General features: G+C 68.6%; 14 protein-coding genes and 1 tRNA gene. 5 read left to right on the forward strand and 10 right to left on the reverse strand.

What is annotated here, in order from left to right; genetic code table 11:
* Positions 1–555 carry a TetR/AcrR family transcriptional regulator gene (locus CPY97_RS10835; protein ID WP_197702226.1) on the reverse strand — a complete coding sequence of 185 codons (555 nt, stop codon included), beginning with the start codon at positions 553–555 and terminating at the stop codon, positions 1–3.
* A 175-nt stretch (positions 556–730) separates the two neighbouring features.
* On the opposite strand from CPY97_RS10835, the gene CPY97_RS10840 reads away from it, so the two are divergent.
* On the forward strand, positions 731–922 hold the full coding sequence (locus tag CPY97_RS10840; protein WP_096422656.1) for a hypothetical protein: 192 nt from the start codon (positions 731–733) through the stop codon (positions 920–922).
* 10 nt (positions 923–932) lie between these two features.
* Here CPY97_RS10840 and CPY97_RS10845 read toward each other — a convergent pair whose 3' ends face one another.
* The 3 genes from CPY97_RS10845 to CPY97_RS10855 all read right to left on the reverse strand — a co-directional run bounded on the left by CPY97_RS10845 (position 933) and on the right by CPY97_RS10855 (position 2,360).
* On the reverse strand, positions 933–1,565 hold the full coding sequence (locus CPY97_RS10845; protein WP_096422658.1) for a LysE family translocator: 633 nt from the start codon (positions 1,563–1,565) through the stop codon (positions 933–935).
* A 33-nt stretch (positions 1,566–1,598) separates the two neighbouring features.
* Positions 1,599–2,210, reverse strand: a complete 612-nt coding sequence (locus CPY97_RS10850) for a LysE family translocator (protein WP_161494122.1) — start codon at positions 2,208–2,210, stop codon at positions 1,599–1,601.
* Between the two features lie 77 nt (positions 2,211–2,287).
* Positions 2,288–2,360, reverse strand: a tRNA-Lys gene (locus tag CPY97_RS10855).
* Positions 2,361–2,534: 174 nt separating this feature from the next.
* Between CPY97_RS10855 and bcp the strand changes: the two genes are divergently transcribed.
* Positions 2,535–3,008 (forward strand): thioredoxin-dependent thiol peroxidase, encoded by a 474-nt coding sequence (bcp, locus tag CPY97_RS10860; protein WP_096422662.1) that lies wholly within the window; start codon positions 2,535–2,537, stop codon positions 3,006–3,008.
* A gap of 14 nt (positions 3,009–3,022) precedes the next feature.
* Here bcp and CPY97_RS10865 read toward each other — a convergent pair whose 3' ends face one another.
* Positions 3,023–3,415: a hypothetical protein gene (locus tag CPY97_RS10865; RefSeq protein ID WP_150129261.1), complete on the reverse strand. Its 393-nt coding sequence runs from the start codon at positions 3,413–3,415 to the stop codon at positions 3,023–3,025.
* 194 nt (positions 3,416–3,609) lie between these two features.
* Between CPY97_RS10865 and CPY97_RS10870 the strand changes: the two genes are divergently transcribed.
* Positions 3,610–3,858 (forward strand): WhiB family transcriptional regulator, encoded by a 249-nt coding sequence (locus CPY97_RS10870; protein ID WP_096422666.1) that lies wholly within the window; start codon positions 3,610–3,612, stop codon positions 3,856–3,858.
* 78 nt (positions 3,859–3,936) lie between these two features.
* Here CPY97_RS10870 and CPY97_RS10875 read toward each other — a convergent pair whose 3' ends face one another.
* The 3 genes from CPY97_RS10875 to CPY97_RS10885 are packed head-to-tail and all read right to left on the reverse strand — an operon-like array spanning position 3,937 to position 7,505.
* On the reverse strand, positions 3,937–5,439 hold the full coding sequence (locus CPY97_RS10875; protein ID WP_096422668.1) for a sensor histidine kinase: 1,503 nt from the start codon (positions 5,437–5,439) through the stop codon (positions 3,937–3,939).
* Between the two features lie 9 nt (positions 5,440–5,448).
* Complete coding sequence (locus CPY97_RS10880) at positions 5,449–6,879, reverse strand: hypothetical protein (protein ID WP_096422670.1); 1,431 nt, start codon at positions 6,877–6,879, stop codon at positions 5,449–5,451.
* Positions 6,876–7,505, reverse strand: coding sequence for a hypothetical protein (locus CPY97_RS10885; protein WP_096422672.1), 630 nt, complete (start codon positions 7,503–7,505; stop codon positions 6,876–6,878). Before CPY97_RS10885 ends, CPY97_RS10880 begins: the two co-directional genes overlap by 4 nt.
* A 118-nt stretch (positions 7,506–7,623) precedes the next feature.
* Between CPY97_RS10885 and CPY97_RS10890 the strand changes: the two genes are divergently transcribed.
* Positions 7,624–7,917, forward strand: coding sequence for a helix-turn-helix domain-containing protein (locus CPY97_RS10890; protein ID WP_096422674.1), 294 nt, complete (start codon positions 7,624–7,626; stop codon positions 7,915–7,917).
* Here CPY97_RS10890 and CPY97_RS10895 read toward each other — a convergent pair.
* A complete protein-coding gene (locus CPY97_RS10895) occupies positions 7,893–8,477 on the reverse strand; it encodes a hypothetical protein (protein WP_150129262.1) in 585 nt (194 codons plus the stop codon). The two genes, CPY97_RS10890 and CPY97_RS10895, sit on opposite strands and share 25 nt — an antisense overlap.
* Positions 8,478–8,676: 199 nt before the next feature.
* Here CPY97_RS10895 and CPY97_RS10900 point away from each other — a divergent pair, with 199 nt between their 5' ends.
* A complete protein-coding gene (locus CPY97_RS10900) occupies positions 8,677–9,147 on the forward strand; it encodes an Rv3235 family protein (RefSeq protein WP_231923930.1) in 471 nt (156 codons plus the stop codon).
* A gap of 177 nt (positions 9,148–9,324) precedes the next feature.
* Here CPY97_RS10900 and secA read toward each other — a convergent pair whose 3' ends face one another.
* A complete protein-coding gene (secA, locus tag CPY97_RS10905) occupies positions 9,325–12,174 on the reverse strand; it encodes a preprotein translocase subunit SecA (protein ID WP_096422678.1) in 2,850 nt (949 codons plus the stop codon).
* Positions 12,175–12,255 lie beyond the last annotated feature (81 nt).

The following is a 12,255-nucleotide window of genomic DNA, read 5'->3' on the forward strand; positions in this document are numbered from 1 at the left end:
TTAGTCCTCGGATTCGGGGGCGAGCAGTTCGCGCAGGACGGTATTGAGGGCGGGGCGAATCTCGTCGACGGGAGGGCTGTCGAGCCCGAGCAGGTCGCTGGCAGCGAGCGTGTAGGCGGCGCCGGCGAGCGCAATGCCGTACCGCAGCTTCTCGAGGGTGCTGCCGGCGGCCAGCTCGAACGCCTCGGAGAGCTCGCGCATCAGCGCCTGGGCTCGCGCGAAGGCCGGCACGTCCTGCTGGGTTGCCGACTGGTTGACGATGAGGTGCACGACTTCGCGGTGCGCGAGCAGGGCGTCGACGAAGCGCTCGAGGAAGGCGATGCGCTGCGCGCGGTCGGCGGCGACGTCGCCGATGCCGCTCACGATGGCGGTCAGCTCGTCAAGGGCGGGGGCCATCGCGTCGGCGAGCAGTTGCTCTTTGGAGGCGTAGTGGTAGAGCACGCTCGCCTTCGAGGTGCCAGCGAGGTCGGCGATGCGCTGCAGGCTCGTCGCCGCGTAACCGGCGGACGCGAATTCGGTCAGCGCGATCTCGCGCAACTGGTCGTGGAGGCTCACGAGCCACCAGCGTATGTGACCGATTGGTCAGGTTCTGACCGATCGGTCAAAATCCGGGGATGCCCGGGGCCGATTCCCAGCCACGCCCGCGAATCTGGGCGCGCGCTGAGCGGAACGTGCATCCCGTCGGAGCGTCGCGATAGCGTGAAGGCTCCGATCACGCGAAGGGGATCCGATGCGCAAGTACCTGACCAACGGGGCCGTGCTGAGTTCGGTGTTCGGCGCCGTCGGCGTACTGAAGGCCACGAAGCAGGGGCCCCGCGACTGGCGGCTCGCCCTGATGTGGGTCAGCTGGGGCATCAGCGTCGCGATCGCCGTCGGCACCGTGATCGAAGACAACAAAGAGCAGGACGCGATCGAGCGCTAGGTCTCGAGGCTCAAAGGCCTGCTGAGAGGCCCATCCCGAGGCCGAGTGCGACGAGGGCCGCGCCTCCCCCGGCGCGGACTACCGCGATGCGCGCCGCGTTCGTGGCGAACCAGTCGCGCGCCGAGCCGGCCGCGATCGCCCACAGCGAGTCGCACGCGATGCCGATCACCAAGAACGCAGCACCCAACATGAGCATCTGCACGGTGGGCGAACCGATCGACGGGTTGGCCGCCTGGGGCAGGGCGGCGACGAAGAACACGATGGTCTTCGCGTTCGTGAGCCCCACGATGACGCTGTCGCGCACGAGGGTGCGCGTGCGTCCCGACACGGCCGACGCCTCGTCGGCGCTGATCGCGTTGCGGTGCCGGATCGACTGGATGCCGAGCCACACGAGCACGAGCGCCCCGCCGATCTTCATGGCCGTGAACAGCACCTCGGAGCGGGCGATGACCACGCCGAGGCCGGCCGCGACGACCACGATTTGCACGGCGACGCCCGCAGCGTTACCCAGAACGCTGATGAGCGCGCCCCGCGTACCCAGCACGAGCGCGCGTCCGACGACGAACAGCACGCCGGGTCCTGGCACGACGATGATGACGAGCGAGAGGGCGAGAAACGCGAGCGCGGACGCGGGGTCGATCACTCGCTGATGCTACGGCTCGCGGAAGGGGTGTGGTTACCTCTGCAGGGGCAGCAGCACCCCGATGCCGACAAACAGACCGCCTGTCACCCGGTTGAAGGTGCGCCCGACGCGCGCGAGCCAGGGTTGCACCGACTGCGATACGCGGGCCACGACGAACTCGAAGACGATCTCGACGATCACGAACGTGGCCGCCATGGCGACGAACTGGGTGAGCAGGCTGGCGGTCGGGTCGAGAAACTGGGGCAGGAACGCGACGAAGAACAGGATGCCCTTCGGGTTGGTCGTCGCCGCGAGCAAACCCTGGGCGAACAGGCCGAAAGGATGCGCGGGGCGCGCCCCCGACGGCTGGTTCACCTGAATCGGCGGCGATCGCCAAACCACGATGCCGAGGTAGACGAGGTACGCGCCGCCGGCGAGCTTGAGCCAGAACAGCAGGTCAGTGCTCGCGGCGAGCAGGGCTCCGATGCCGAACAGTGACAGCGCGATCACGGCGGTGAATCCCAGGGCGCCACCAAGGATGGTGAAGGCCGTGCGCCGCACGCCGTGAAGCGCGCCGTGGGTGAGCGCGAGCAGCCCGTTCGGCCCGGGCGTCAGCGACAGCCCGGCGCACGCCGCGAGGTACAGCCACCAGGTCTCGATCGCCACAGCGTCAGTATGGGGCCGACGGCCCCGTGCCGACAATGCGAAAGGCCCCGCACTGGCGAGAGTGACGGGGCCGTTCGTACACCCCCCGGGACTCGAACCCGGAACCCGCTGATTAAGAGTCAGCTGCTCTGCCAATTGAGCTAGAGGTGCGCAGCCCAGCGTGAGGGCCGAGAGGAAACGATAGCACCTGCGCGACCCGCTCGGCCACTCGGCGGGCACCCAGCCGCCGGTGGGCGAGCATCCATACACTGTCGAGCGGATGCGCGGACGACGGCGTCCGCACCGACCACCACATCGCACGCCCCGACACTCGAGGAGCCCGCCATGGCCGACCGTCTGGAAGCCGGAAACCCCGCCCCCGCCTTCACCCTCACCGACAAGGACGGCGCCGAGGTGTCGCTGTCGGACTACGCCGGCCAGAAGGTCGTCATCTACTTCTACCCGGCTGCCTCGACCCCGGGATGCACGACGCAGGCCTGCGACTTCCGCGACAGCCTGAACTCGCTCGAGGCCGCCGGCTACCGCGTGCTCGGCGTGTCGAAGGACTCGGCCGACAAGCTGCAGAAGTTCGCCGACGACGAAGGCTTGACGTTCCCCCTGCTCAGCGACCCCGACCTCTCCGTGCACAACGCGTACGGCGCGTACGGCGAGAAGTCGATGTACGGCAAGACGGTCACCGGCGTACTGCGCTCGACCTTCGTCGTCGACGAGGAGGGCGTGCTCACCCACGCGCTCTACAACGTGAAGGCGACCGGCCACGTCGCGAGCCTGCGCAAGAAGCTCGGCATCGACGCGTAGGCCCCGCTGCGGTACTAGTCGCGCTCCGAGAGGTACTCGGTCAGCGTCGGTGTCAGGATGAGGACGATGCCAAGCACCGACGGGATGATGATCCAGGACGCGATGTCGGGTCGCGGCACGAAGCCTTGAACGCTTCCCACTCCGATCGCCAGCTGCAAGAAGTGGTAGGTCAAGACGCTCCCGCGGGTCCATGCGCGGGCGCGGAGAAGGCCGATCACGGTCAGCACGAGCCACAGACCGACGAGTGCTGCACAGATCAGAAACGCCACAGCGGTTGCGGGAAAGTCCGCTGATTCGGCGGCGAACTGCAGGGCGAGAAACGTCGTGAAGCCGACGATGAACACCGTCTCGAGCACCACCAAGGCGATCAGTACGATTACCAGAGGTGTACGGCGGGTGTCTGACACGGTAAGAAATTGCTCCAAAAGTATTGATTTGACGTTCTCGACATGAGACTCTATAGGCCGTTGTTGTGACGCCTACAGCGCCGTGGGCGACGAACACTCTGTTCGTTTTCTGACCTACCCCCGATTCGTTTCGGGGTGTAGCGCGTCCCCCAACCCTTGTGGCGCGCTACCGCCCAATGCTAAGGAGCTGTGCCATGGACTGGCGTGACAAGGCCGCGTGCTTGACCGCTGACCCCGAACTGTTTTTTCCCGTCGGTAACACCGGCCCCGCGGTCGACCAGATCGAGAAGGCCAAAGCCGTCTGCGGTCGTTGCCCCGTGACCGAGATCTGCCTGCAGTACGCCCTCGAGACGAACCAAGACTCGGGCGTCTGGGGTGGCCTCAGCGAAGACGAGCGCCGCGCCCTGAAGCGCCGCGCCGCGCGCGCCCGCCGCGCGCCCTAAGCGACTCGCACCGCGCATCCGCGCAGGTCGTCGGCCCGTGTTTCGGCACGGGCCGTTTCGCATGCTGCGGGTAAGCCGCTAGTCGCCACGCGGGCGCAGGTAGAGCAGCGGCACCTGGATCGTCACCTCGGTGCCTTCACCCGCGAGGGTGTGCCAGTCGATCGTGCCGCCGAGCTCACCCTGGATGAGGGTGCGGACGATCTGCGTTCCGAGCCCCGAGCCGACCTTCCCTTCGGCGAGGCCGCCGCCGTTGTCGCGCACCTTGACGCTCAGCGACTCCTCCGTCCGCGTCGCCTCGATCGCCACCTCGCCGTCGGTGCGGCCGGCAAGCCCGTGCTCGACGGCGTTCGTGACCAGCTCGGTCAACGCGAGAGCGAGCGGCGTGGCGTAGGCGCTCGGCAGCACTCCGAAGCTGCCGACCGAGCGCGGCCGCACGACGGTGTTGTGGCTCGACGCGACCTCGGCGATGAGCTTCAGCACGCGGGCGAAGACGTCGTCGAAGTCGACGTTCTGGGTGAGCCCCTCCGAGAGGGTGTCGTGCACGACGGCGATCGCCGAGACGCGCCGCATCGCCTGCGTGAGCGCCTCCCGCGTGGTCTCGGAGTGCGCGCGACGCGCCTGAATGCGCAACAGCGAGGCCACCGTCTGCAGGTTGTTCTTCACCCGGTGGTGAATCTCGCGGATCGTCGCGTCCTTCGTGATGAGCTCGCGCTCTTGCAGGCGAACCTCGGTGACATCGCGGCACAGGACGATCGCGCCAATGCGCTGCCCTGCCTGCCGCAGCGGGATCGCCCGCAGGCTCACGGTGACGCCGCGGGCGTCGATGTCGGTGCGCCAGGGAGCACGCCCGGTGACCACGAGCGGCAGCGACTCGTCGACCTGCAGCTTGCCGGCCAGAAGCCGCGTGGTGACGGCGGCGAGCGACTCGCCCTCCAACTCGCCCTGGAAGCCCATGCGGTTGAAGGCCGAGAGCCCGTTGGGGCTCGCGAAGGTGACGACCCCGTCGACATCAAGCCGTATCAGACCGTCGGATGCTCGGGGCGCGCCCCGACGCGGACCGCTCGGCGCGCTCGGGTCAGGAAAATCTCCCGTGGCCACCATGTGGAAGATGTCAGCGGCGCACTCGTTGAAGGTGACCTCCTGCCGAGAGGGCATGCGTGCCTCCGACAGGTTGGTGTGTCGGGTGATCACCGCGATCGGTCGCGCCGGCGCGGTCGGCTCTCCCGGTCCGGAGCGACGCTGCACGGGCACCGCGAGCACCCGCGTCGGGGTCTCCTCATACCAGTCGGGCGCCGTCGAGTCGACGATCGACCCCGTCTCGAACGCCTCGCTCACGAGGTCGGCCCACTCCGGCCGCACCGCCTGGCCAACGAAGTCGCGGTAGAACAGCGTTGCCGAACTGGACGGCCGCGAGTGCGCGACGGCGACGTAGCTGCCGGCCCGGTCGGGAACCCACAGCACGATGTCGGCGAAGGCGAGGTCGGCGATCAGCTGGCCCTCCGCGGTGACGAGGTGCAGCCAGTCGATGTCGCCGTCTGTCAGCGCACTGTGCTCATGGACCAGATCGGAAAGCGTCGACACGCGGCAAGGCTACCCGGTGCGCCGCCACGCAAACGGCGAGCGGCGGCCGGTCGACCGGGGAACGGCGTAACCAAGTGCGTCCGCCAGGCGGGCGACCCCCGTGCGCAAGGCCGACTTCGGCGCGGCGAGGGGAACGGGCAGTGCCCGCAGAAGCGCGGCATCCGCCGCGACCGGGTCGTCGTCCACGAGCACGGCGTCGCGGATCCCCGCGAAGCGATCGAGCGTGTGGCGCACCTGGCCTGCCGGGTCGAGCCCGAGAATGCTCGAGCGCACCCGCGTGATGACGACCTGCACGGGGATGTCATCGACCGCCTCGACGAGGTCGGGGTACGTGCGCAGGAATCGCGCGAGCCCGAGCGGGTCGGCCGCTCCGACTGCGACGACGCGATCGGCGGCACGGAGCGCGGCGATCGTCGCGGCGTTGCGGCGCGGGGCGAAGATGTCGCTCGACAGCTCCTCGTCGGACTCCAGGTTGAAGCCCGCGTCGACGACCACGACGTCGCACCACTCGCGACACGCTTCCAGGGTCGCGGTCACGCGATCACTTGACAGTTCGGGCCAGCGCGAGGGCCGTCCGATGCCGGTCAACACGCGTAAGCGGTCGGCGGGAACCCCCGACTCGGCGCTGAGCGGCTGTGACACGCGGGTGAGCTCGTCGGCGCTCAGGGCTCGCGACCCGGCGAGGCGACAGGCCGCGGCGAACCCGGGCGACTCGTCGAGCAGCCCGAGCGCCGGAGCGATCGTGCCCCCGTAGGTGTCGGCGTCGACCAGCGCGACCCGCCGTCCCCGCAGTGCCAGTTCGGCCGCGAGCGCCGTCGCGGTCACCGTGCGCCCGGGCGCGCCCGTCGGCCCCCACACGGTGATCACCCGCGACGGAATCGGCTCGGGATGCTCGCCTTCCGTCTCGACCGGATGGTACGGAATGCGCGTGGGCGCCACCGGCCCGGGATCCGGCTGCGATCGCGGTTCAGGCCGCGCAGCCGGATCAGGCTCGGGCGCTGGCGCGAGCGTGGGCTCGGGCCCTGGTGCCGGCGTGGGCGGCGACGCCGGCTCGGCCACGGCAGGGGTGCCGAAGGCGACGGCCTCGGGCGACAGGGCGGGGGCGGGCGCCGCATCGAGTAGCGACACGTCGGGCGGCGCATCGTTCTCGAGCGCAATACGGTCGGCTACGTCGAGCCGCGCACCCTGCGCGCTCACCGCGCCGCGGTGCACGAGCACGCTGCGCACGCGCAAAAGGTCAGCGGTTCCGACGATGTCGGCCCGGGTGAAGGCGGGGTCGTCGAGAATGAGCACCGCATCGGGCGCCCGTTCCGCGAGCAGACTGATCGCCTCATCGGCGCTGTGTGCCCGCCACTCGATCCGGTGACCGGCCCGCAGCAGAGCCAGCTCCAGGGGTTCGAGCGGGCGAGCCCCGATGGCAAGACCGACGCTCAGGCTCACGGCGCCACCGCGAGCGAGGCGGGAACGGCCGAAAGCGCGTCACGGTTCGCTTGCGCATGAAGGATGCGCGCGACATCTCGGCGCGGAACGAGCAGTTCCACACGCCCCGCCTCCCCCGTCGCGACAACGCCCTCGGCCGCGATCGTGCGCACCAGTTGCGCGGACGACGCGATCACCGACGGGGCGCCGAAACGTCCGCCCTCGATCGCCGGTGCCGACCACAGGTCGAGCGTGTCGCCGGCGCGCACCGTGGCACCGAGAGGCGTGGCGAGCGCGACGACCACCGTCGTCGACTGCGCGCCGCGAGCATCCCCGACGGCGCCGAGGGGCACGAGTTCCCCCGCGCCGACCGTGCGCGCCACGATGACGCCGCCCTCGTCGAGGGTGGCCGGGTCGAGGTAGTGACGCGCGTCGGCGCCGAGGCCGAGGGTGCGCAGTTCGAGGTCGGCGGCGGTCACCAACTCGCCGGCGACCAGCGCGCGCGGCGCCGCGTACACCTCGACCCCGTCGTCGTTGACCGCAACGATGCCGACCACCGCGGCGACGGACGCGGCGACCAGAGCGAGGCCGATGATGAGGCGCGGATCGGTAACGCGGCGGGGTCGGTCGGCGGCGCGGAGGGGCATGCGGGCTCCTATTCGACGGGGGCGGGGTGCCGCGTCGATAGTGGGCGGATGCTTGGATTCTGGATCAGAGTTATCCACAATCCGGCGCGCCCTCAGCCCGCCCCGCCATAATCGGGGCATGTCCGATCACCCGCCCGGCGCAGTGGGGCGCTTCTTGAGCCTCACCGACGTTGCCGAAGTGCTCAGCCTCACGGCCGCCGAGGTGATGGCACTCGTGCGTTCCGGCGAGCTGCCGGCGATTCGTCTGGGCGCGATCGGACAGTGGCGCGTCGAGCACTCCGTCCTCGAGTCGTTCATCGCCGACAAGTACGAGGAGACGCGGCGCATCGCGCTCTGGAACGAGGCGGAGTACGCCGACGTCGCCGAACTCTTCGGTGATACCCGCGGTCACAAGCGCAGCACCACCACCTGATCGAGTCGCACGAGGCGCACTCCCCGCACGACTTCGCGCCGACGCGGCGTGTCGAGATCATGTTCGGCAAGGTCGAGGTGATCGCGACCGACGCGGTCGATCGTGCCGGTCAGCGATGAGCTCACGGTGTCGATCCGCACAGCGACCCGACGACGGCAGAGGTCACGCAGCAGAAACGGCAACCCGAGTCTGCTCGACAGGTCAGGCTTCGGCTCCTCCGGCGTCAGCGATGGAGTGATCTGTTCGTCGCGCAGGGTGATCGACTCGATCGCGTCGAACGGCACGACGGCCTGAGCGTCGTCACGTCCATCGATATCGCCCGCCATCCAGTCGCGCCCGACCGTCATCGGCTCGAGGCGGATGCGCGCTCCGGTACGCAAGGTGACGGCGACCTCCATGAGCGCGTGATCTCGGGTGCGCTTGAGCGCCACGATGCGCTCGCGCACGCCGAGACGGCCGAGGCGGAGGCGTTCTTCCTCCTTCTGCAGGTCAGCCTCTTCCGCCGTCAGCTCGTGCTCGAGCTGGCCGGCAAGGTCATCGAAGAGGTGGTCCCAACGCATGCGGGCACCGTAGTGACGGCCACCGACAGCGGCGACATGGTTTTCCACAGAACCGCGTCGGAATGGACAGATGAGGAATGCATCTGCTTAGGTGTGTTCTACCCCCGTAAGGGGGTAAACATTAGGGTCTGTGGTCAGTGGGGATCACGGCGGGTGCCGCACGACGGCCATGCCACCCCTCTAGGGAGAGGAGACACGAGTGAGCACTGCATCCGCACACGCCTTGCTCGACCAAGACGAGGGTCGTCAGCCCATGCCGCGCGGGCGTTCGCTCAGCGCTCGCATCGCGCAGGAAGAGTTCTTCGACTACCAGCCGACCTCGACTGTCGACCTCCCCGACCCGCAGCCCCTGGTCGAGAACCTCACGCGGTGCGTGATCGAGGTGCTTGCCGGGGCTCGGGAACTCGAGCAGATCGCCCGCTGGGTCACCGACGACGTCTACCGAACGCTCCTCAAGCGTCAGACGATCAGCGCGCGTGCCCGGGCAGCCCGTGGCACCCCTGCCATCCGCCCCGCATTCGTGCTCGGCGGCGTTCGTCTCTGCGAGCCACGCGACGGCGTCATCGAGGCCGTCGTCGTCGTGAACTCGCGTGCCCGCTCGCGCGCCGTGGCGATTCGCCTCGAGGGCCTCGACCGGCGCTGGCGAGCGAGCGCCATCCACGTTCTGTAACTCAACACACCCGCCCCCGCTGACCCGGTCCCCGCCGGATGCGGGCGGAGCGGCACCGGCGCTGGGGTGCGCCGAGCGCCGCAACCCGTGGATGCGCTGCATCGCACCGTGGGAATGCGAACGCCCCCGGGATGGCCTCTCCCCCGGGGGCGTTCGCTCACGCGCTCGACGCGCGGACTACTTCTTCTTCTTGCCCTGGGCGCGACGCTGGGCGCGGTTCGCCGCGGGAGCAGCGGCGCCGCCCCCTCCGGAGCGCTGACCGAAGGCGCCCGTCTGTCCGCCCTGTTGGCCGCCGCCCGCCGCGCCGGTGCGCGCCGCGGGACGAGCGCCCTGCGCCGCCGCCGGACGCCCGAACGCGGGGCTGACGGCCGGAGCCGCCTCCCGTGCGCGGTCGGTGGCCGACTGCTGCAACTGGCCGCGCTGATTGCGCACCTCGACGTCGCCGTCGGCGCTCGGCGCCGTGTAGCTCAGGTTTTGCGGCGTCTGCGGGGCGTTGAGACCCTTCGCGGTGACCTGCGCGCTTCCCTTCGAGCCGGTGACCTCGACCTCGAGGTTGAACAGGAAGCCGACGGCGTCCTCGCGAATCTGCCCCATCATCGTCTGGAAGAGGGCGAAGCCTTCGCGCTGGTACTCGATCAGCGGATCGCGCTGGGCCATGGCGCGCAGGCCGATGCCGTCCTTCAGATAGTCCATCTCGTAGAGGTGGTCGCGCCAGCGGCGGTCGATGACGCTCAAGACCACGCGGCGCTCGAGCTCGCGGGTGGCGGTTCGGCCGAGGCTTTCTTCGCGACGCTGGTACGCCAACTTCGCATCGGAGATGAGCTCGCGCTTCAGGAACTCCGGGGTCAGCTTCGCTCCGGCCTCACTCAGCACTTCGTCGATCGTCAGCGAGATCGGGTACAACGTCTTCAGCTCGGTCCAGAGCTGGTCGAGATCCCAATCGTCGGAGTGCCCGATGGCCGTCGCCTCATCGACCACGTCGGTGATGGCCTGCTCGATGAACGTCTGCACGCGGTCCTGGAGGTCATCGCCCTCGAGGATGTGCCGACGGTCGGTGTAGATCGCCTCGCGCTGACGGTTCAGGACGTCGTCGTACTTGAGCACGTTCTTGCGAATCTCGGCGTTGCGGCTCTCGACCTGCGACTGGGCCGAGCGGATGGCGCGACTCACGACCTTCGACTCGATCGCCATGTCGTCGGGCACATTCGTGCGGGTCATGAGCGACTCAGCGGCGCCGGCGTTGAACAGGCGCATCAGGTCGTCCTGCAGCGAAAGGTAGAAGCGGCTCTCACCCGGGTCACCCTGACGGCCGGAGCGACCGCGCAGCTGGTTGTCGATGCGGCGGGACTCGTGCCGCTCGGTGCCGAGCACGTACAAACCACCGGCAGCGATCACCTTCTCGGCTTCCTGCCTGACCTCCGCCTGAACGCGCTCGAACACGGCATCCCACTCGGCCTCGTACTCGTCGGGCGTGTCGACGGGTGAGAGTCCGCGGTTGTTCATCTCGGTGACGGCGAGAAACTCGGCGTTGCCGCCCAGCATGATGTCGGTTCCGCGGCCGGCCATGTTGGTGGCCACGGTGACGGCGCCCAGCCGTCCGGCCTGGGCGATGATCGACGCCTCGCGAGCGTGGTTCTTCGCGTTGAGAACCTCGTGCTTGACGCCCTTCTTCGCGAGCATCCGGCTGATCGTCTCGCTCTTCTCGACACTGGTCGTGCCGACGAGCACCGGCTGACCGGTCGCGTGACGCTGCACGATGTCGTCGACGACCTGCTCGAACTTGCCCTGCTCGTTCTTATAGACCAGGTCGGGCTGATCGATGCGCTGCATGGGCTTGTTCGTCGGAATCGGAACAACACCCAGCTTGTAGGTGCTCATGAACTCAGCGGCCTCGGTCTCGGCTGTACCGGTCATGCCCGACAGCTTCGAGTAGAGACGGAAGTAGTTCTGCAGGGTCACGGTCGCGAGCGTCTGGTTTTCGGCCTTGACCTGGACGCCCTCTTTGGCCTCGATGGCCTGGTGGATGCCCTCGTTGTAGCGGCGGCCGACCAGGATCCGGCCGGTGTGCTCGTCGACAATGAGCACCTCGCCGTTCATGACGACGTAGTCCTTATCGCGCTTGAACAGGGCCTGCGCCTTGATGGCGTTGTTGAGGAAGGAGATCAGCGGAGTGTTCGCCGACTCGTAGAGGTTGTCGATGCCGAGGTAGTCTTCGACCTTTTCGATGCCGGGCTCGAGCACACCCACCGTGCGCTTCTTCTCGTCGACCTCGAAGTCGATCCCGGCCTTCAGCTTCGTCGCCATGCGGGCGAACTCTGCGAACCAGCGGTTTGCCTCGCCCGACGACGGGCCAGAGATGATGAGCGGCGTGCGAGCCTCGTCGATGAGGATCGAGTCGACCTCGTCGACGATCGCGAAGAAGTGGCCGCGCTGCACCATGTCGCTCGACTGCCACGCCATGTTGTCGCGCAGGTAGTCGAAGCCGAACTCGTTGTTGGTGCCGTACGTGATGTCGGCGGCGTACTGCTCGCGGCGCACGTCGGGCGTCTGCCCCGAGAGGATGCACCCGGTCGTCATTCCGAGGGCGCGGAAGATGCGGCCCATTAGCTCGCTCTGGTAGCTCGCGAGGTAGTCGTTGACGGTGATGATGTGCACGCCACGCGAGGCGATCGCGTTGAGGTACGCGGGCAGGGTGGCGACGAGGGTCTTGCCCTCGCCCGTCTTCATCTCGGCGATGTTGCCGAGGTGCAGCGCAGCCCCACCCATCAGCTGCACGTCGAAGTGGCGCATGCCGAGGGTGCGCTTCGCCGCCTCACGAACCGCGGCGAACGCTTCGGGCAGCAGGTCGTCGAGCGACTCGCCGTTGCCGTACCGCTCGCGCAGCTCGGCGGTCTCGTTCTTCAGTTCGTCGTCCGTGAGGTCGCTGAAGTCTTCTTCGAGCCGATTGATCGCCTCTGCGTAGGCCTTCAGGCGCTTGAGGGTTCGCCCTTCGCCGACACGCAAGACTCGTTCGAGAACATTCGCCACGTCGATTTACTCCAGTCATTGGGGCCGCAAGACCACTGCGCGGTTTAGCGGGGACACATCGAGGCCCGCCGCGCGGTGCGG

The sequence above is a fragment of the Microcella alkaliphila genome (assembly GCF_002355395.1).
Taxonomy (GTDB): Bacteria; Actinomycetota; Actinomycetes; order Actinomycetales; family Microbacteriaceae; genus Microcella; species Microcella alkaliphila_A.

Bases quoted from the DNA above. Each gene is read 5' to 3' on its own strand.
- CPY97_RS10840 (WP_096422656.1), top strand. From the start codon at position 731: ATGCGCAAGTACCTGACCAACGGGGCCGTGCTGAGTTCGGTGTTCGGC.
- CPY97_RS10890 (WP_096422674.1), top strand. From the start codon at position 7,624: ATGTCCGATCACCCGCCCGGCGCAGTGGGGCGCTTCTTGAGCCTCACC.
- CPY97_RS10895 (WP_150129262.1), bottom strand. From the start codon at position 8,477: ATGCGTTGGGACCACCTCTTCGATGACCTTGCCGGCCAGCTCGAGCAC.
- CPY97_RS10870 (WP_096422666.1), top strand. From the start codon at position 3,610: ATGGACTGGCGTGACAAGGCCGCGTGCTTGACCGCTGACCCCGAACTG.
- CPY97_RS10885 (WP_096422672.1), bottom strand. From the start codon at position 7,505: ATGCCCCTCCGCGCCGCCGACCGACCCCGCCGCGTTACCGATCCGCGC.
- bcp (WP_096422662.1), top strand. From the start codon at position 2,535: ATGGCCGACCGTCTGGAAGCCGGAAACCCCGCCCCCGCCTTCACCCTC.